This is a genomic window from Pseudomonas sp. P129, assembly GCF_020312195.1.
Taxonomy (GTDB): Bacteria; Pseudomonadota; Gammaproteobacteria; order Pseudomonadales; family Pseudomonadaceae; genus Aquipseudomonas; species Aquipseudomonas fragariae.
Genome location: NZ_JAGPYS010000004.1, coordinates 179,573 through 199,098, shown reverse-complemented (window position 1 = coordinate 199,098; position 19,526 = coordinate 179,573). Strand labels below are relative to the sequence as shown.

At 60.8% G+C, this 19,526-nt stretch carries 15 protein-coding genes, 1 tRNA gene and 1 riboswitch; of the genes, 9 read left to right on the top strand and 7 right to left on the bottom strand.

The features are described from left to right. Positions 1 to 12 precede the first annotated feature (12 nt). A complete protein-coding gene (locus tag KBY02_RS12890; RefSeq protein WP_225650542.1) occupies positions 13 to 1,485 on the bottom strand; it encodes an efflux transporter outer membrane subunit in 1,473 nt (490 codons plus the stop codon). 98 nt (positions 1,486 to 1,583) lie between these two features. On the opposite strand from KBY02_RS12890, the gene KBY02_RS12885 reads away from it, so the two are divergent. Both KBY02_RS12885 and KBY02_RS12880 read left to right on the top strand, forming a co-directional pair. Continuing rightward, positions 1,584 to 2,273, top strand: a complete 690-nt coding sequence (locus KBY02_RS12885; RefSeq protein ID WP_003435879.1) for a response regulator — start codon at positions 1,584 to 1,586, stop codon at positions 2,271 to 2,273. Positions 2,274 to 2,278: 5 nt separating this feature from the next. Continuing rightward, complete coding sequence (locus KBY02_RS12880) at positions 2,279 to 3,454, top strand: sensor histidine kinase (protein WP_003407416.1); 1,176 nt, start codon at positions 2,279 to 2,281, stop codon at positions 3,452 to 3,454. 23 nt (positions 3,455 to 3,477) lie between these two features. Here the strand turns inward: KBY02_RS12880 and KBY02_RS12875 are convergent, their stop codons facing one another. Continuing rightward, entirely contained in the window at positions 3,478 to 4,965 is a 1,488-nt protein-coding gene (locus KBY02_RS12875) for a SulP family inorganic anion transporter (RefSeq protein ID WP_096134843.1), read from the bottom strand. A 427-nt stretch (positions 4,966 to 5,392) separates the two neighbouring features. On the opposite strand from KBY02_RS12875, the gene mapR reads away from it, so the two are divergent. Then, complete coding sequence (mapR, locus tag KBY02_RS12870) at positions 5,393 to 6,802, top strand: GntR family transcriptional regulator MpaR (RefSeq protein WP_192875120.1); 1,410 nt, start codon at positions 5,393 to 5,395, stop codon at positions 6,800 to 6,802. 372 nt (positions 6,803 to 7,174) lie between these two features. Here mapR and KBY02_RS12865 read toward each other — a convergent pair. The 4 genes from KBY02_RS12865 to KBY02_RS12850 form a co-directional block, all read right to left on the bottom strand. Then, positions 7,175 to 7,250, bottom strand: a tRNA-Asn gene (locus KBY02_RS12865). Positions 7,251 to 7,458: 208 nt separating this feature from the next. Next, the gene (locus KBY02_RS12860) at positions 7,459 to 8,133 is read right to left on the bottom strand and encodes a response regulator transcription factor (RefSeq protein ID WP_058823058.1); all 675 of its coding nucleotides are present in this window, start codon (positions 8,131 to 8,133) and stop codon (positions 7,459 to 7,461) included. A gap of 20 nt (positions 8,134 to 8,153) precedes the next feature. Further along, positions 8,154 to 9,056 carry a phosphatase PAP2 family protein gene (locus KBY02_RS12855; protein ID WP_225650541.1) on the bottom strand — a complete coding sequence of 301 codons (903 nt, stop codon included), beginning with the start codon at positions 9,054 to 9,056 and terminating at the stop codon, positions 8,154 to 8,156. Then, on the bottom strand, positions 9,023 to 9,718 hold the full coding sequence (locus KBY02_RS12850) for a histidine phosphatase family protein (RefSeq protein ID WP_096134841.1): 696 nt from the start codon (positions 9,716 to 9,718) through the stop codon (positions 9,023 to 9,025). The genes KBY02_RS12855 and KBY02_RS12850 overlap by 34 nt, the downstream gene beginning before the upstream one ends. Positions 9,719 to 10,034: 316 nt before the next feature. Then, positions 10,035 to 10,234, top strand: a riboswitch (cobalamin riboswitch). Between the two features lie 129 nt (positions 10,235 to 10,363). On the opposite strand from KBY02_RS12850, the gene KBY02_RS12845 reads away from it, so the two are divergent. The 4 genes from KBY02_RS12845 to KBY02_RS12830 all read left to right on the top strand — a co-directional run bounded on the left by KBY02_RS12845 (position 10,364) and on the right by KBY02_RS12830 (position 15,297). Next, entirely contained in the window at positions 10,364 to 11,377 is a 1,014-nt protein-coding gene (locus KBY02_RS12845; protein WP_024639623.1) for an ABC transporter substrate-binding protein, read from the top strand. Beyond that, positions 11,374 to 12,396, top strand: a complete 1,023-nt coding sequence (locus KBY02_RS12840; protein ID WP_096134840.1) for a FecCD family ABC transporter permease — start codon at positions 11,374 to 11,376, stop codon at positions 12,394 to 12,396. The genes KBY02_RS12845 and KBY02_RS12840 overlap by 4 nt, the downstream gene beginning before the upstream one ends. Then, a complete protein-coding gene (locus KBY02_RS12835) occupies positions 12,393 to 13,184 on the top strand; it encodes an ABC transporter ATP-binding protein (RefSeq protein ID WP_058823061.1) in 792 nt (263 codons plus the stop codon). The genes KBY02_RS12840 and KBY02_RS12835 overlap by 4 nt, the downstream gene beginning before the upstream one ends. Before the next feature lie 106 nt (positions 13,185 to 13,290). Then, entirely contained in the window at positions 13,291 to 15,297 is a 2,007-nt protein-coding gene (locus tag KBY02_RS12830; RefSeq protein ID WP_103712665.1) for a peptidase U32 family protein, read from the top strand. 57 nt (positions 15,298 to 15,354) lie between these two features. Here KBY02_RS12830 and KBY02_RS12825 read toward each other — a convergent pair whose 3' ends face one another. Continuing rightward, positions 15,355 to 15,849, bottom strand: a complete 495-nt coding sequence (locus tag KBY02_RS12825) for a GNAT family N-acetyltransferase (RefSeq protein WP_225650540.1) — start codon at positions 15,847 to 15,849, stop codon at positions 15,355 to 15,357. A gap of 717 nt (positions 15,850 to 16,566) precedes the next feature. Between KBY02_RS12825 and nirB the strand changes: the two genes are divergently transcribed. Beyond that, a complete protein-coding gene (gene nirB, locus KBY02_RS12820; protein WP_225650539.1) occupies positions 16,567 to 19,128 on the top strand; it encodes a nitrite reductase large subunit NirB in 2,562 nt (853 codons plus the stop codon). Continuing rightward, positions 19,128 to 19,514, top strand: coding sequence for a nitrite reductase small subunit NirD (gene nirD, locus KBY02_RS12815; protein ID WP_024642826.1), 387 nt, complete (start codon positions 19,128 to 19,130; stop codon positions 19,512 to 19,514). The genes nirB and nirD overlap by 1 nt, the downstream gene beginning before the upstream one ends. Positions 19,515 to 19,526: the final 12 nt, after the last annotated feature.

The window sequence follows — 19,526 nt, the reverse complement described above, 5'->3', positions numbered from 1 at the left end:
CTCCGGTTTCATTCAGGATTGGGGTGGGGTTGTCGGTTCTGCTCCGCGCAGCACTCGAAACACATCGATGCGGTTTTGCTGCAGCGCATCGAGGGACTTGCGAGCGGCTGCGTCGGCTTCGGCAATACGGAGAGTGGAAACCAGCAATGCCGTGCGCTCGACGGCGCCCGCATTGAGTTCAAAGGACAGGCGCCGCACTTTTTCCTGGACCAGCGCCACCCGCTCGACCTCGTTGCGGACCTGGTTCAGGGCCTGCTGACGGCGGGTCAGCACGGCGGACATTTCACGGAAGGCGTTCTGCACGGCCTTTTCATACTCAGCCACCGCGATCTGCTGACGCACCTTGGCAAGGTCCAGGTTGGCCTGATTACGCCCGCCGTCGAACAGCGGCAGATTCAATTGCGGGGTGAACAGCCAGGCACCGCTGCCGTTGCTGAACAAGGTGCGCAGGCTGTCGCTCTGCAAGCCCACGCCGGTACTGAGTTTTATGGACGGAAAGAACGCCGCACGGGCAGCACCAATGTTGGCATTGCTGGCCTTGAGCGCTTCTTCGCGCTGGCGGATGTCAAAACGCTCCAGCAGGCGCTGAGACGGCAAATTCGACAGCCAGGCCGGCGTCTCGACCAACGCGGCGGTCAGCTCAGGGGTATCTGGCTTAGTCGCGGGCAACGCTGTCGAATAGCCGGTAAGCAACAACAAGGCCTGCGACGCGTTGGCGTGATCGCTTGCCGCATCCTGTACCTGCTGTTGCGCGGTCAGGGTGTCGAGGCGCTGAACCATCAGATCGTCCAGCGAAAGTGCACCTTGACGCTGCTGTTCTTCGGCCGCCTTGACCAGCATCAGCCGCGCCTCGTGAACCGCCTGCGCATCCTGCTGCACGGCGGCGGCCAGACGCTCGGCCAGCCAGGCGCGGGCGACTTCCGCAATCAGCGCACTGCGTGCCGCCTGCTGGCCGTACGTGCTGGCCAGATAATCGTGCCGCGCCGCCTCCGACAGGCTACGCACGCGCCCGAAGAAATCCAGTTCGAAGTCAGAGACGCCCACCGACGCGATGGAAATGTCCTGGCCATAACGCTCGTCGGCGGCCGCATTATCGAAGTGCTGACGATCGCGCTCGACACCTGCAGCAAGGGTCGGAAAACGATCGGCACGGGTGATGCCGCGCATTGCCCTGGCCTCCTCCACACGCAGCACCGCCACACGAAAATCGCGATTGAACGCCAGTGCCGATTGCAGCAGCCCGCGCAGCTCGCCCTTTGGCGACAACTCGGCAGCGAGCGCTTCTTCGTCGGCAGTGAGCGTCAGGTCGGCGGAAGTACTCGAGGCCGGGACAACAGCAGACACCTGATCGACAGGGACCGGCAACGCTGGACGCTGATAGGCCGGTATCAACGAGCAGCCCGAAAGAACCAGGCTCGCCAGCATGGCCAGGCAATACCGGCGGCGGTTGCGGATACGCTTGGACAGCGGTGTACTCATCGGCATAGGATCTGTCCGCGACAGTGGGCTCTGGGCAGCATCCTGAACGTCGACTTTCAACAAACCGTTCGTGAATTATCAAGATTTGATCAAGAGGCGCGCTCGTGTCAGGAAAACGCATTCTTATCGTTGAAGACGATGCCGACAGTGCCAGCATTCTTGAGGCTTACCTGCGTCGTGACGGCTTCAACGTCGGGCTGGCCGAAAACGGTCAGCGCGGTATCGATATGCACCGTCAGTGGAAACCCGACCTGATTCTGCTGGACGTCATGCTGCCGCTTGTCAGTGGCACGGACGTGCTTTCGGCAGTCCGGCGCTGCAGCGACACGCCGGTGATCATGGTCACCGCCATGGGCGACGAACCGGAAAAGCTCGGTGCCTTGCGCTATGGGGCCGACGATTATGTGGTCAAGCCCTACAACCCTCGGGAAGTGGTGGCCCGCGTGCACGCGGTTCTGCGGCGCTCCCAGCAGAACGGCAATAACGAGCGTCATTTGCGCTACCAGAACCTGCTGGTGGAGCTGGATGCGGTCACCGCGATCATTGAAGGTCAGGATGGCGCAGAGACCGTACTCGACCTGACACCTACCGAGTTCAAGATCCTTTCAACGCTGCTGAAAACGCCGTCCAAGGCCTTCACTCGCGAAGAACTGCTGGAAATCTGCCTGCCCGACAGCGAGGCGCTGGCCAGGGTTGTCGATGCGCATGTGCATAACCTGCGGCGCAAGCTGGAGATCCATGGCGTGGAAAACGTGCTGGTCACCGTCCGTTCGGTCGGCTATCGATTCAGGTAATCCTCATGCGACATTTTTTCAGGCACAGACAAAAACCGTTGTGGCACTGGGTCGGCATGCGCATGAGCATGCTCGCCGTCGGTGCGGTCATCGTCATCGCGTTTTGCATGTGGCTGCACGTCACGGTCTCTGACTGGCTCACCCTGCAGGCAATGCCGGCCGACGTGCGCATGGAATTCCTTCGACTGCAGGCCGAGCCCACTCTGGACATGGCCAAGCTGCGCGAACTGTTCGTCGAGTATTACCCGATCGAAAACCTGCTGCCGGGCATTGCCAACAAGGAATGGTGGGTACTGGCAGCGCTGGTGTCGATCGCGATCCCGATCATCCTATTCTTCGGCTTTCTGTTTTCCCGTCCGCTTTCAAGCCAGTTCTCCTCGATTGCCAGAGGCGCACGTCAGGTCGCCCAGGGTGATTTCAAGACACGCCTGCCGATGAGCACCAACGGCCCGGACGAACTACAGGCACTGGTCAGCGACTTCAACACCATGACCACCCAGCTCGGCCGTTACGAACTGGAAGTCAGCGAATCCAGCGCCATGATTGCCCACGAGCTGCGTACGCCTCTGAATGCCGCCATGGGGCGCATACAAGGCATGATCGACGAGGTGTTCCCGCGTGACCTGGCACAACTGGAAATGGTCCACCGCCAGCTCGGCCAGTTGAACAAACTGGTGAGTGATCTGCACCTGCTCTCGCTCGCCAGCGCGGGTCAGCTGACCCTGGACAAGACGGAGTTTTCCCTTGAGAAACTGGTGGTCGAACGGCTGGGCTGGTTTGCCGCACCGCTCGATGAGGCCGGTGTCGTCGTGACGATCGATATCCCGCGGAAATTGACCGTCAACGCCGACCGTGACCGGATCGGTCAGGTGGTGAATATTCTCGTCGATAATGCGCTGCGCTATTCGGCAATGGGCGGAGAACTGCTGATTGTCGGCAGAGCCAGCGCAGGGCGCATGGAACTGAGCGTCTCGGACCGCGGCCCCGGTTTCGGCCCGGAGAACCTCGAACAGGTGTTCGACCGTTTCTGGCGTGCCGAACGTTCGCGGGCGCGCTATTCGGGAGGCAGCGGCCTTGGCCTGTCCATCGCCAGAGCCATTTGCCTCGAGCATGACGGCACTATCGAGGTCCGCAACAGACCAGGCGGAGGATCCGTCATCCGCTTGGAGATTCCGGGCTGAGCCTGTCTGCCCGGCCCCGCAGATCAGTGCCCCATCAACGAGTCGATACCGTCCGGCTTGTCATGCACACCAAACCGGTCCACCAGCGTGGCGGTGGCGCGGTTCATGCCGATAACGTCCACAATGATACCTGCTTTTCTCAGTTTCAAAACCACCTTGTCGAGTGCGGCAATAGCGGTGATGTCCCAGAAATGCGCCTCGCGCAGATCGATGACCAGTGTATCGAGGCTTTCGCGCAGGTCGAACGAGGCCATGAAACGGTCAGCGGAGGCGAAGAATACCTGGCCGGTCACGTAGTAGGTGCGATGGCTGTGCAACGGATCACGATGCGACGTGACTTCCAGGAAATGAGCGATCTTGCTGGCAAAGAACATCGAGGCAAGCAGAGACCCGACCAGCACCCCATAGGCAAGGTTGTGGGTCGCCACGACCACCACCACGGTGACCACCATCACGATGTTGGTCGAGAGCGGGTATTCCTTGAGGTTGCGGATCGATCCCCAACTGAAGGTACTGATCGACACCATGATCATCACCGCCACCAGCGCCGCCATCGGAATACGCGCCAGCCATTCACCCAGAAACAGCATCATGATCAACAGCAGCAAACCTGCGCTGAGGGTTGAAAGACGTGTTTTGCCGCCAGACTTCACGTTGATCATCGACTGGCCGATCATGGCGCAGCCAGCCATGCCACCGATCAGCCCCGTGGCGATATTGGCAATGCCCTGCCCTTTGCACTCACGGTTTCGGTCACTGGTGGTATCGGTCAGGTCATCGACGATGGTCGCGGTCATCATCGACTCCAGCAGGCCCACCACGGCCAGCGCGGCGGAATACGGCAGAATGATCAACAGCGTGTCGAGGTTGAGCGCGACGTCCGGCCACATGAAGGTCGGCAGGCTGTCGGGCATTGCGCCCATGTCACCCACGGTTCGTACATCAAGCCCCATGTAAATGGAAATCGCGGTGAGCACCAGAATGCACACCAGCGGCGAAGGCAGCAGCTTTCCCAGCACCGGCACACGCGGGAACAGGTAGATGATTGCCAGGCCCGCTGCGGTCATGGCGTACACCGGCCAGGTCACATGGGTCAATTCCGGCAACTGGGCCATGAAGATCAGAATTGCCAGTGCATTCACGAACCCGGTAACCACCGAGCGTGAAACGAAGCGCATCAATTCACCCAGGCGCAGATAGCCGGCGATGATCTGCAGTACGCCGCAGAGCAAGGTGGCGGCCAGTAAATACTGAAGCCCGTGCTCTTTGACCAGATTCACCATCAGCAAGGCCATCGCACCGGTGGCCGCAGAAATCATCGCCGGGCGCCCGCCCACGAAAGCGATGACCACGCAGATACAGAACGACGCGTAAAGCCCGACTTTCGGGTCTACCCCGGTAATGATGGAGAACGCGATGGCCTCTGGAATCAGGGCCAATGCAACAACAAGCCCGGCCAATACATCGGCACGAACGTTGGAAAACCACGTAGCTTTGATTTTTTCTAACATGGGAATACCTGTGACAGACGCAGCAAGACGCACGGCAGCGATTGCCGGACGAGCAGGAGCATCGGTTTTCGATTGAGTAGTCAGATTGGGAGTGGCGGCGACCAAAAAACGGGCGCAGCAACGGGCGACTGCAGCAAGAAGGCAGTCAGGTGTTGCGAGGGGGGCGTAGCGCTAAGGCGGCGTAGGCAGCCAGTTGGAACGGGGCACGTCTATTTCCTTCGATGGGTCGTAAGGCGCTGGCATCATAGACCTATCCGTTTGAGGGGTTCAAGCGTAAGTCATCTCTCCGAACGACCTGAGTGACGGATGGCGCAACCCCCTGAAACACGTGAACAAGCCATCTGATACTGTTTTTTACAGCTGTTGTGTCTCTGTTCGTTATGGCCGGTTTCGCTCATGATGCAGCCTTGTCGATTCGATGCCGCTTATGAAACGCTACGAAAAATTCGCCGCCGACATCTCGGAAATGATTCGCAGCGGCGTCCTGCCCGCCGGGGAAAAAGTCCCGTCCGTACGGGTCGCGAGTCGCACCTGGTCCGTCAGCCCGGCAACGGTCTTCAAGGCCTATTACCTGCTGGAAGACAAGGGACTGATTCAGGCCCGCGCACGCTCCGGGTATTACGTGCGTGAGCATGCCGCCAACGCACTGACCGAACCTGAACTGGTCAGACATACCAGCGAAGGTACCGAACTGGGCGTCAGCGACCTGATCTTTTCAGTGCTCGGCTCGCTCAAGGACCCGGACACCGTACCGTTCGGCTCGGCGTTTCCCAGCCCGCACCTGTATCCGCTGGCGAGCCTGGCGAAGTCGATGGCGTCAGCTGTGCGTGCGCTGACGCCTGCAGGCATCGTCAGCGACATGACCACCGGGAATCCCGAGCTGCGCCGACAGATCGCCCTGCGCTACATGATCAGTGGCGTGCGCTTGCCGGCGGACGAACTGGTCATTACCAATGGCGCGATGGAAGCCCTGAACCTGTGCCTGCAGTGCGTCACCGAGCCCGGCGACCTGGTCGCCATCGAAGCGCCGGCGTTCTATGCCTGCCTTCAAGTGCTGGAGCGCCTGAAGCTGAAAGCCGTCGAAATCCCCGTGCATCCGCGTGACGGCGTGGACCTCGACTCGCTGCAGGACAGCCTGAAACGCCTGCCGATCAAGGCTTGCTGGTTCATGAGCAGCTTTCAGAACCCATTGGGCGCGAGCATGACTCAGGCGAACAGGATCAGGCTCTACGACCTGCTGGAACAGCAGCAGATCCCGTTGATCGAGGACGATGTGTACGCCGAACTGTATTACGGTGCCAACGCGCCTCACCCGGTGAAAAGCCTGGATCGCAGCGGACTGGTGATGCACTGCAGCTCGTTTTCCAAGACCCTCGCGCCCGGCTATCGGGTCGGCTGGGTGGCAGGCGGGCGTTACACCGAGCAGATTGACCGCCTCAAGCTCATGACCACCCTCTCCCCTTCGGTCCCCGCCCAGGCCGCGCTCGCCGACTACCTCAAGCACGGCGGCTATGACCGCCATCTGCGTAAACTGCGTGACACCCTCGAACTGCAACAAGGCGCGATGCTCGCTGCTGCCGCCCGCTATTTCCCGGCGGCGACACGCGTCACCCGCCCCCTCGGCGGCTACTTTCTGTGGTTCGAATTCCCCGAGCAGGTTGATTCGCTGCAGCTCTTTCAACTCGCACTCGCGCAGGGCATCAGCCTCGCGCCCGGCCCGATCTTTTCCGCTTCCAGGCGCTTCAAGAATTGCGCGCGCCTGAACTACGGCACACCCTGGGATGAACGCAGCGAGCAGGCCATGGCGATGCTGGGGCGTATCATCGCGTCGTTCTGAGCGTTTTCATGCCTTGCGGACAGGCAACTGATCCGTATTTTTAAGCCGTTTCTGAATCTGTACCAGAATCAGTCCGAGCACGATAATGGCAGCGCTTTCAAACGCGCAGGATAACCGCCAAGAGCGACGCCTGCGGCTCGTTACAGACAGATCGATCAGCAGGAGACGCTCATGGGTAAGCTCGGACTTTCTTTGATAGGTTTTTTATTGTTGGCGATTGCGGTGGGTTTGTTGGGGACTATTTCGCCGTATTGAGGAGCCGCGAGCCAGGAATACTGAAGCCGCGTTGCATTACCGCCAAAACGAAAAAACCCGCCATTAGGCGGGTTTTTCTTGTTCAAAGGCCTTATACATTGCCTTTGAAGTATTGTCTGGCTCCACGACCTGGACTCGAACCAGGGACCCAGTGATTAACAGTCACTTGCTCTACCAACTGAGCTATCGCGGAATGAGCGCTATGTTACTGATTCGGAAAAGGAAGTCAAGCAGAGCAGAAAAAAATCCTGCTCGTTCATCCGGATGCCATTTCCGGCCAGACAGGGGCACAGTTCATAACACACACGGCCACCTGCTTGATCCGGTAGTGAAAGGTATTCTTCACCCCGAACCCTGATCGCAATGAGTCAGGCGCCTGTTCAACGCCGACTGAACGCGCCTCAGCGCTGCACGCACAGCTTGTAACCCAGGCCATGGGCGGTGTGCAGCAATGGCGTGTCGTGCCCGCCATCCAGTACCCGCCTGAGCACATGGATGTTGCTGCGCAAGCTGCTGCTGTTCGGGGCATCACGGCCCCAAAGCGCCTCTTCCAGTTCGGAGCGCTTGACGATATGCGGGCTCTTGCGCATCAACAGTTCCAACAGCTTCATGTTGGTCGGGTTGAGCTTCAAGGGCACGCCTTTGCGGGTGATTTCAAGGGTGTCCAGATCGAACTGCAGGTCGGCGACCACCATCATCCGGTTGTCCTGGCGCTGCCGTCGGCTGACGATCGCTTCGACTCTGGCGAGCACTTCGGACATCGCGAACGGCTTGGTGATGTAGTCGTCGGCCCCCACCTTGAAACCGGTGAGCCGATCATCCAGTTCATCGCGCGCGCTGAGCATCACAATCGCGACTTCCGACTTCGAATACTGGCGCAGGCTGTGGCAGATCTGATTGCCGTCGATGCCGGGCAGCATGATGTCGAGAATGATCGCATCGAAGCGTTTCGAGGCGGCCAGGTGCAGCCCGCTCAGGCCGTCCAGCGCCCCTTCTACCGCATGCCCCCTGAGTTCGAAGAATTCCAGCAGGTTATCGTGAATATCACGGTGGTCTTCAATAACCAGAATGTTCATTGCCGCGCCTTCTTGTCTTTCTACCCGGCCGACCGGGAACCTGTTACCAATGAGTCTGCAGGCTGCGTGACGAATGCATCAGGTCTGTTGACGGCCACCGCCTGGTGAATCGGCTGTTGCAACCTTGATCGACCATAGAAGCACAAGGCGACCAGCAGTGTACTCAGCCACACCACGATACCCGCCCAGAAGGTGTGTGACATGAAGTGCCAGCCTTGCAGTACCCGCGTGGTGCCGTAAATCATCCCGAGCAGGAGAATGCCCGCCAGCAGAATGTTCGAATGCCGCCAGCAGTAGCGACGAGCCACGAAGTACAGGGCCAGCAGACTGAATGCGCTTGACGCATGACCGCCCGGCCAGCATCGCCCGGCGCCGGCCTCGTGCAGCAGGTTGAAATTCCTGAACCACTCGATGTGCGCCTGGCTGCCACCGTACAAGGTGGTTTCGACAGGACAATAAACGCCGGTATGGCTCTTCAGGTAATGAATCATGGCGGTGCTCAGCGCAAAGGCAACTATGACGAAAAAGAAGTCCAGCCGGTGCCTGCGTGCAAAGCGCAGGAAGGTGCCCAACCGAGAACCCGTCAGCCGCCTCGCGAGGCGCGAATCATCATATTTTTCCAGCAACGGCCAGACAAAGGACAGCATCGCACCGATGATCGCCAGCTCTCCGGTCCAGTTCGGAAGGATCCGCGCCCATCTGTGCGTGATGTTCTCGAACAAATGGCTCTGGCCTATGGGAAACACCCCGGCCGTAGAATCAAAAAACAGATCAGTCAGTTGCCGGTCGATCGTGGTCAGGTCGAAAGTAACGAAGACCAGTAAAGCGAAAAACACCGGTACACCCAGGTTGATGCCGTAAAACCGCAGCCTGGCGCTGGAAGATGTCGTCAATTGAATTGCTCGCGGTTGAGGTTTGCCCATTGCCCGGCATTCAGGGAGCCGAGAATTTTCGGCGGATGGCTGCCGTCTATTTGTACGAAAAACGCCTGGGCGTACTCACTCGAGCGCTCGCCGCCAGGTACGCCGACCTTGCGCTCGAACTGGTCGATGCAGCCACTGTGGGTCACCAGCACCATGTTCTCGCCGCTGACCTTGTGAGCCTGCACCGCTTTCATGAAGCCGCTGTCACAGTCGTTGATCCAGTCTTGGCCAGCCACCGCGTGCCCGGCCAACAGTTGCGCAGTCTGTTGCGTGCGGGTCTTGGGGCTGGCGATCATGCGCGCGTGGTCCATGCCCATTTTCTGCAACCCGGCGCCCACCGCCAGAACGGCGTCGCGGCCGTTGGAGGTAATGCCGTCGGCGTCGCTCATGCACGGGTTGTTCGAGCGGTCACAGCGTTCGGCATGGCGAATCATCACCACCACATTGCCTTGCCGCCAATGCTCGCGAAGGCCGGAAACGCTCAGGTTGCTGCCGACCCCCAGGTCCACCACGTGCACGCCCGAGAACGCCGAGTAGAACCATGCGCAGATAGCCGTCAGCACGACGGCAACAGACATCGATACGATGTGCCGATGCAACTTGTAGCGCTGACTGATGCCCGAACGGGGCAGTACATTCTTGTTGATTATCGTGTCGGTCAAGGGACCACTCCTGCCATGAACCTATGTCTGGCGTTGACCCAGGGAGTGCCCGAGGTCTGCGCCGCTCCCATGCAGGCAAGATAGGTTCAGCATCGTCCCGATGCAGTGAAGAAGATGTGAAAAACGTGTTGTGGCCCAGCGCCACATTTTTCACGCGAGCCCTCTGGAATGGGGCTTTGCGGTTTTACGGGCGTGAACATGAAGATAATTTAAGCGTTTTTCCGGAAAGCTCCGTGTCCATCCGGACAATTTTGACCTGGCCGACCGTCTGCTGAAGCTGCGGCGCGCAAAGGATTAGCCACTAAAACGCTTATCGTTTACCATGCCGCGCGTCGGTTTCCGAGAGGAACTAACAGGGAATTCGCACGCCTTTCTCACCAGGCGAAAAACGAAACTGCCCCCGCAACTGTAGGCACCGAGCCTGCTCCATGACTGCCACTGGATCGTGATCCGGGAAGGCCGGAGCCTGGCGATGACGTGTCAGTCAGGAGACCTGCCGACCCGCTTCAACCCACTAACCGGCGGGGTGTCCGGGAAGGACATCCGCACGCGCCGGCATTTCCCGCCGTGCCCGGTCATCATCCGGGGATGTGTTTCCTGATGTGCATTGCGCCCTGGCACCTGCTCCAACGGAGACCGCATTCCATGTCGCTGCCCCGCCTCGCCGCACTCGCTGCCAGCCTGACGCTGTCCACCCTGGCCCTTGCCGCCCCCACTCAGTACCCGCTGACCCTTGAAAACTGTGGCGCGACCCTGACCTTCACGCATGCGCCAACCAAGGCTGTGACCATTGGCCAGGCCGGCACCGAAATGCTTTACGAACTGGGCCTGGGCGACAGACTGGTCGGCACTTCGCTGTGGTTCAACAATGTATTGCCACGCTTCAAGGCGCAGAACGACAAGGTCGAACGCCTGGCCGACAACGAGCCCAGTTTCGAGGCAGTGATCGGCAAGCGTCCGGAACTGGTGGCCGTGCAGTTGGAGTGGATGGTCGGCAAACAGGGCGCGGTCGGCACCCGCGAGCAGTTCCATGACCTGAAGATACCCACTTACATCCTGCCGTCCGACTGCGAAGGCAAGGACAATCTGGTCGGCGCCGATGGCACACGTCTGGAGCCCTTCCGCATCGAGACCATCTACAAGAGCATCGAGCAACTGGCGCAGATCTTCGATGTGCAGGATCGCGGCGACGCGCTGGTTACTGACCTCAAGGCCCGCCTGAGCGCGGCGATTGCCAACGTCAGGCAGAACAAGGCCAACGACGTCTCGGCGCTGTTCTGGTTCTCCAGCTCCGACCTTGCCAGCGACCCTTTCGTGGCAGGCCGCAAAGGTATTCCGGACTTCATGCTCAACAGCCTGGGTATGCGCAATATCGTTCAGTCCGACGAAGAGTGGCCAACCGTGGGCTGGGAAACCATCGCCAAGGCCAACCCGAGCATTCTGGTCATCGCGCGCATGGATCGCCGCCGTTTCCCGGCCGACGATTACCTGAAAAAAATCGAATTCCTCAAGACCGACCCGGTGACCCGCAACATGGACGCGGTCAAGCATGACCGGATCGTGATCATCGACGCCGAGGGCATGCAGGCTGGCCTGCGTCTGTTCACCGGGTTCGAGGAACTGGCTGACGCCGCCAACCGTTTCAACGCTGCCAAATGAGATTGCCGATAGCATTGAGTCATGTGCTCTGGGTTTCGGCGGTGCTGGTGCTGGCGATCATGATCGGGGCCGCGATCGGCGAAACCTCGATCAGCCTGCAGGTGGTTTTTCAGGTGCTGGCCAACAAACTCTGGGCCGCCGGCTATGTGCTCGACCCTATAGACGAAGGCATCGTCTGGAACTACCGGCTGACCCGCGCCATTGTCGCAGCCGCCTGCGGGGCCGGGCTGGCGATTTGTGGCGTGGTGTTGCAGTCGTTATTGCGCAACCCGCTGGCAGACCCGTATCTGCTGGGGATTTCCGCAGGGGCCTCGACCGGCGCGGTACTGGTCGCCATTCTGGGCTTCGGTGCAGGCGCAATCTCGATGTCGGCCGGCGCCTTTGTCGGTGCCGTGGCGGCATTTTCGCTGGTCGCCCTGCTGGCGCACTCTTCACGCGGCACCACGGCAGCCGGGCAGATCATTCTGGCCGGGATCGCCGGTTCGCAACTGTTCAATGCCCTGACCTCGTTTCTGATCACCAAATCGGCAAGCTCCGAGCAGGCACGCGGCATCATGTTCTGGCTGCTGGGTAACCTCAGCGGCGTGCGCTGGCACTCGGTCTGGCTGGCAGTGCCGACAGTGCTGGTCGGTCTGCTGGTGTGCCTCTGGCACCGGCGAGCGCTGGACGCGTTCACCTTCGGCAGCGACTCGGCGGCGTCACTGGGGATCGCGGTACGCCGCGTGCAGATCATATTGATCACTACCGCCGCGCTGGTCACCGCAGTGATGGTCTCGATTGTCGGCTCCATCGGTTTTGTCGGGCTGGTGATCCCGCACGCGGTACGCATGCTGGTCGGTGTCCGGCATGCCCGGCTGGTGCCGCTGAGTGCCTTGAGCGGCGCACTGTTCCTGATCGCTGCCGATATCCTCTCGCGCACGCTGATCAAGGGGCAGGCGCTGCCGATCGGGGTGATTACCGCACTGATCGGCGCACCGGTCTTCGCTTTGATTCTTATCCGGGGCAACAGCACGCGATGAACGCCTTACCTCATCCGCTCAATGCACCGGTGCTCGGTTGTGCCGGTCTGGGTTATTCGGTACGTGGCGCAGCGCTGCTGCGCGATGTCGACCTGAGCATTGCCGCCGGTGAAACCCTGGCCGTGGTCGGTCCCAACGGCTCGGGCAAATCCACCCTGCTCAAGCTGTTGGCCGGTATTCAGAAGCCGGTCAGCGGCTCGGTCAGCCTGGACGGGCAAGCACTTGAAGCGTTGAGCCGCAGGGACGTGGCGCGCCTGCTGGCGGTGGTCGAGCAGCAGGCTGAAACCAGCGACGCCGTGACCGTGCTGGATGCCGTCGAACTGGGCCGCACGCCCTGGCTGTCGGCGTTGGAGCCGTGGAGCGCAACGGACGACGCGATCGTTCGCCAGGCGTTGCAGGATGTGGACATGCTGCACCTGCAAAAACGCGCCTGGCACACTTTGTCCGGTGGCGAGCGGCAGCGCGTTCACATCGCCCGGGCGCTGGCGCAACGGCCGCAGATCCTTCTGCTGGACGAACCGACCAATCATCTGGACATCCAGCATCAACTGACCATCCTCGGCCTGGTCAGAGCCTTGCCGGTGACCACCGTGATTGCCCTGCACGACCTGAATCAGGCGCTGGACTGCGACCGTGTGGCGGTCATGGAAAAGGGTCGGCTGGTCGCGCTGGGTGCGCCGCTCGAGGTGCTGACCCCGGAACGCCTGCTGAGCACCTTCGGCGTGGTGGCGCACTGGCTGACCGACCCCAGTGACGGGGCGAAGATTCTGCGCCTGCGCTCGCGCTGAAAGCGCGCCGATGGTCAGTCCGGCACCTGCTGCAATCTGCAACAGGTGCACCACGCGGTCTGTGGCACTACAATGCGCGCTTTGCCCGCAGCCGGATCCCGTTGCCATGTCGTTACCCAAGCACCACCTGGAATTGCTCAGCCCTGCACGGGATGTGACCATCGCCCGTGAAGCCATCCTGCATGGTGCCGATGCGGTCTATATCGGCGGGCCGAGCTTTGGTGCGCGGCACAACGCCTGCAACGAGGTCAGTGACATTGCCGAGCTGGTCAAATTCGCGCACCGCTATCACGCGCGGATCTTCACCACCATCAACACCATCCTCCATGACGACGAACTGGAGCCTGCGCGCAAGCTGATTCACCAGCTCTACGACGCCGGCGTGGACGCGTTGATCGTGCAGGACCTCGGGGTGATGGAGATGGACATTCCGCCCATCGAACTGCACGCCAGTACGCAAACCGATATTCGCACCCTGAGCCGGGCGAAGTTTCTCGATCAGGCCGGTTTCTCGCAACTGGTGCTGGCCCGGGAACTGAACCTTCAGGAAATCCGCGCAATCGCCGACGAAACCGACGCGGCCATCGAATTCTTCATCCACGGCGCGCTGTGTGTGGCGTTCTCCGGGCAGTGCAATATTTCCCACGCGCAAAACGGCCGCAGCGCCAACCGTGGCGACTGCTCGCAGGCCTGCCGCCTGCCGTACACGCTAAAGGATGATCAGGGTCGCGTTGTGGCCTTCGAGAAGCATCTGTTGTCCATGAAAGACAACAACCAGAGCGCCAACCTGCGTGCGCTGGTGGACGCCGGCGTGCGCTCGTTCAAGATCGAAGGCCGTTACAAGGATGCGGGCTACGTGAAAAACATCACGGCCTATTATCGCCAGCGTCTGGACGAGATTCTCGAAGACCGCACGGACCTCGCACCTGCTTCCAGCGGCCGTACCGCGCACTTTTTCGTGCCGGACCCGGAAAAGACCTTTCATCGCGGCAGCACCGATTATTTCGTCAGCGACCGCAAGATCGACATCGGCGCGTTCGATACGCCGACCTTCACCGGTCTGGCGGTGGGCACCGTTGAAAAGCTCGGCAAGCGCGACCTGATAGCCGTGACCCATGAGCCGCTGTCCAACGGCGATGGCCTCAATGTGCAGATCAAGCGTGAAGTAGTGGGCTTCCGTGCCAACATCGCCGAGCTCAAGGGCGAGTTCGAAGAGGACGGCCAGAAGCGCTGGCGCTATCGCGTAGAGCCCAACGAGATGCCCGCGGGCCTTTCCGGCCTACGCCCTAATCATCCGCTGAACCGCAACCTGGACCACAACTGGCAACAGGCGCTGCTCAAGACCTCGGCCGAGCGTCGTATCGGCGTTCAGTGGCAGGTCACGCTGCGCGAAGATCATTTGAGCCTGAAAGCCACCAGCGAAGAAGGCGTGAGCGTCACCGTCGGCCTCGATGGGCCATTCGGCACGGCCAACAAACCCGAGCAGGCGCTGGATCAGCTGCGCGACCTGCTCACTCAACTGGGCACCACGATCTATCATGCCCAGGATGTCAGGCTTGACGCGCCACAGGCGTTCTTCGTACCCAACTCGCAGCTCAAGACCCTGCGCCGCGACGCCATCGAGGCGCTGACCGAAGCCCGTATCAAGGCTCACCCACGCGGTGGCCGCAAGGCCGAGACCACCCCGCCACCGGTGTACCCGGAGTCGCATCTGTCTTTTCTGGCCAACGTCTACAACCAGAAGGCCCGCGACTTCTATCATCGCCACGGCGTGCAGTTGATCGACGCGGCCTACGAGGCCCACGAAGAGACCGGCGAAGTACCGGTGATGATCACCAAGCATTGCCTGCGCTTCTCGTTCAACCTGTGTCCGAAACAGGCCAAAGGTGTGACGGGCGTGCGCACCAAGGTCGCGCCGATGCAACTGGTGCACGGTGATGAAGTGCTGACCCTCAAGTTCGATTGCAAGCCTTGCGAAATGCACGTGATCGGCAAGATGAAAGGTCACATTCTCGACCTGCCGCTCCCCGGCAGCGCGGCGGCCAAATCGGTGGTCGGCCACATCACCCCGGAAGACCTGCTCAAGACTGCGCGTCAGCGTTCTCCGCACTGATTGGTACAAGGGGGCTGGCGCCTTGCCAGCCCCTTTCTGTCTTCTGATAAAGCCCTCTTAAAGAACGCGCTCCATATGAGTGGTGTTCCACACCGGATCGCTCTCCACATCGGTCACGGCAAAGCCCTGTTTCTCCCAGAAACGGATCGCGCCGGGCAGAAACGGATGAGTATGCAGGTACAGAACCTCGATGCTACCCGCCTCGGCATATTCCCAGAGCGCCTGACATAAGCGGCTGGCCAGCCCGTCGCCACGAAACTCCGGCGTGACGAATAGACGTACGATCTCGACGGTTCTGCGCCCGCGGTAATCGAACTGCGGGAAACGATGGTCGTATGGCAGGTAGCCCACAGCCGCGATGATCTGCCCTTCACAGCGGGCGATCAGAAACTTGCCGTCCTCACCGTTCAGATACACCTGCTCGAAACCGGCCAGATCGGGCGGAACGGTGACGGTGTCGAGCAAGGGAAAGATCCCGGCGCGGGCACGCATGACGAAATCGACGGTGTGCGGGATCTCGGCGGGGTGTACTTCAGTGATAGTGATGTTCATGAGCACTGACTTATAGAGGAGTTGCAGGGTGATACAAATGTTACGCCAGACCTGGGCTTCTGGACGCACGGCTTAACTATAGAGCAGGCGGTGCGGCGCAGAATTGTGACGCGGAGCATCACGACAGGCATTCCCACGCGGAACGCTCAGCGTTATACGCAAGTCCGCTTTTGATTCTGGCCGAAGGCCGTGGGAGCGAACTTGTTCGCGAAAGGGCCGGTACAGTCTGAGGAAATGCGTCGTCTTGCCCGCCGTCTTCGCGAATAATGCGGATCGCCGCCCTGGTCGCTCCTACGCCCAGCGGGCAGAGCCGTTATCGTGCCCACGCTCCGCGTACGGCGCACAGCTTTACAGCGTAATCCCCTTGATGCGCACCAATGCAAGGCAGAAAAAATCATGCGCCTGACGCCATCGTAAACGCTGCGCAGCCTTGCGGGTATTGCCAATTCGGGCTTGAAGCGCTGCCGGCGCAAGCTGGCACAGGCCCTGCATATTACTCAACAACCCCACCATGAATGTGGTCGGGCCGCCCCGGTTGATCGACGTGGATCGCCAGTCTCGCAGAGACCAGAGGGCTATCAGGGCGCCTCCGGCAACGTGGCTCGATGGCCCCCCAGAACACCCATAAGAGAACAGGCAAAGGCGCCTGGAACCGAAAGGTTCCGGGCGCTTTTTTTTTGCTTTGAAAAACCTGATTGGCCTCGGCCGGGACTCGCTATGAACACCACAGTCTTCCCCCTCAACGATGTAAAAACCCTGATCGTCGTCGGTAATGGCATGGTCGGGCATCATTGCGTCGAGCAGTTGATCGCAGGCGGCGCACTCGAGCGTTATCGCATCCACGTCTTTGGCGAGGAAACACAGCGCGCCTACGACCGCGTGCACCTGTCCGAATACTTCACCGGCCGCGACGCCGAATCGCTGGCCATGAGCGAGATGTCTGTCTACGAACAACCCGGCCTGACGCTGCACCTCGGCGTACCGGTGCTGGAGATTGATCGTGATCGTCACGAAATCATTACCGCCGAGGGCTGCTTCAGTTACGACAAGCTGATCCTGGCCACCGGCTCCTACCCGTTCGTACCGCCTATCGAGGGCGCGCGGGGCAACTCCCGGCTGGTCTATCGCACACTCGAGGACCTGGACAGCATTCGCTATGCCGCGACGAAAGCCCGCCGTGGCGTAGTGGTCGGCGGCGGTCTGCTGGGGCTGGAAGCGGCCAATGCGCTTAAATCGCTGGGGCTGGAAGCCCATGTCGTCGAGTTCGCGCCGCGTCTCATGCCGGTGCAACTGGATGACCTCGGTGGCGCTGCGTTGAAGGCGCGTATCGAAGCGCTGGGCGTCGGCGTGCATCTGTCGCGCGCCACGCAGTCGATCAGCGACGGCAAGCAGTACCGCTACCGCATGAACTTCGCCAATGACGAGTTTCTCGAGACCGACCTGATCGTGTTCTCCGCAGGCATTCGCCCGCAAGACGCCCTGGCCCGCCAATGCGAGCTGACGCTCGGCCCACGCGGAGGCATCGCAATCGACGAGCACTGCCGCACCAGCGACGCCGACATCTATGCAATCGGCGAATGCGCAGCCTGGAACGGCAGTGTGTTCGGCCTGGTGGCGCCCGGTTATCAAATGGCCCGTGGCGTAGCAGCGCAATTGTGCGAACAGGATACTGACGCATTCTTCGGCGCCGACATGTCCACCAAGCTCAAACTGCTGGGCGTGGATGTCGGCTCCATCGGTGATGCGCACGGTGCGCTGGCCGGGGCCGTCAGTTATCGCTTCATTGACGAAGCCACCGCCAGCTACCGTCGCCTGGTGGTGTCGGCCGATGGCAAGCAGGTGCTCGGCGCTGTGCTGGTTGGCGATAACAGCTATTACGACACGCTGCTGCAATACGCGCAGAACGGCATCCCGCTGCCCGCCGATCCATCGAGCCTGATTCTGCCGCGTGGCGAAGGCGCGCCGACGCTGGGCGCCGACGCCCTGCCCGCCACAGCGACTATCTGCTCCTGCCATAACGTCAGCAAAGGCGCGGTGTGCTCGGCCATCGACAATGGCTGCACCGATCTGGCCGGAATCAAGTCCTGCACCAAGGCGGCCACCGGTTGCGGCGGTTGCACGGCATTGCTCAAACAGGTTTTCGAGCATGAACTGATCGCTCGCGGTGTGGCGGTCGACAAAAGCCTCTGTGAACACTTTGCTTATACCCGGCAGGAGTTGTACTCGATGGTGCGCGTCGAAGGCATCGAGACCTTTGACGAACTGCTGACTCGGCATGGCAAAGGCGCGCATGGCTGCGACATCTGCAAGCCCGCAGTCGGCTCGATCCTGGCGTCGTGCTGGAACCGCCCCATCACCGAGCCTTCACTGGTGCCGCTGCAGGACACCAACGATACCTTCATGGCCAACATGCAGAAAAACGGCACCTACTCGGTGGTGCCGCGTATTCCGGGTGGCGAAATCACCCCGGACGGCCTGATTGCGATTGGCGCGGTGGCAAAAAAATACGACTTGTACACCAAGATCACCGGCGGCCAGCGCATCGACCTGTTCGGCGCACAACTGCACGAGTTGCCGGATATCTGGAGCGAGCTGATCGAGGCAGGCTTCGAAACCGGCCATGCCTACGGCAAGTCGACCCGCACGGTCAAATCCTGCGTCGGCAGCACCTGGTGCCGCTACGGCGTGCAGGACAGCGTCGCCATGGCGCTGCGCATCGAAGACCGCTACAAGGGCCTGCGCTCGCCGCACAAGCTCAAGTTCGCCGTGTCCGGCTGCACCCGCGAATGCGCCGAAGCGCAGAGCAAGGACGTCGGTGTGATTGCCACCGAGAACGGCTGGAACCTTTACCTGTGCGGTAACGGCGGCATGCGTCCGCGTCACGCCGAGCTGTTCGCCACCGACCTGGATGACCAAACCCTGATTCGTTACATCGACCGTTTCCTGATGCTCTACATCCGCACCGCCGACAAGCTGCAGCGCACCTCGGTCTGGCGTGAGTCGCTGGAAGGCGGCCTCGACTATCTCAAGGCGGTCATTATCGACGACAGCCTGGGCCTGGCCGCCGAGCTGGAGTCGCAGATGCAACTGGTGGTCGACCGCTACGAATGCGAATGGGCCAACGCCCTCAAGGACCCGGAAAAACTCAAGCGCTTCCGCACCTTCGTCAACGACGGGCGTGCTGACCCCGACGTGCAGTTCGTCAAGGAACGCGCCCAGCGGCGTCCGGCAAAACCCGAAGAGCTGGCTCTTATTCCGCTGTTCAAGGAGGTGATGTGATGAACGCGTCTCAGACAATACGCACCGGCGACAATGCGCCAGCGGCAGCGCAGCAGCACTGGCAGCCCCTGTGCGGACGTGCGGATCTGGTCGCCAATTCAGGCGTCGTTGCGTGGCTGGACGGCGCGCAGGTCGCACTGTTCTACCTGCCCGAAACTGCACAGGGCGAGCAGCTCTTTGCCATCGACAACCGCGATCCCAAATCGGGGGCCAACGTGATCGGGCGTGGTCTGATCGGGCAGATCGCGGGCGAACTGGTCATCGCCTCGCCGTTGTACAAGCAGCACTTTCGCCTGCACGACGGCAGCTGTATCGAATACCCGGATCAGCGGCTCGACGTCTGGCCGGTAAGGCTCAAAGGTGATCAGGTAGAGATTGCCGTTTAATCGGCAGTGCCG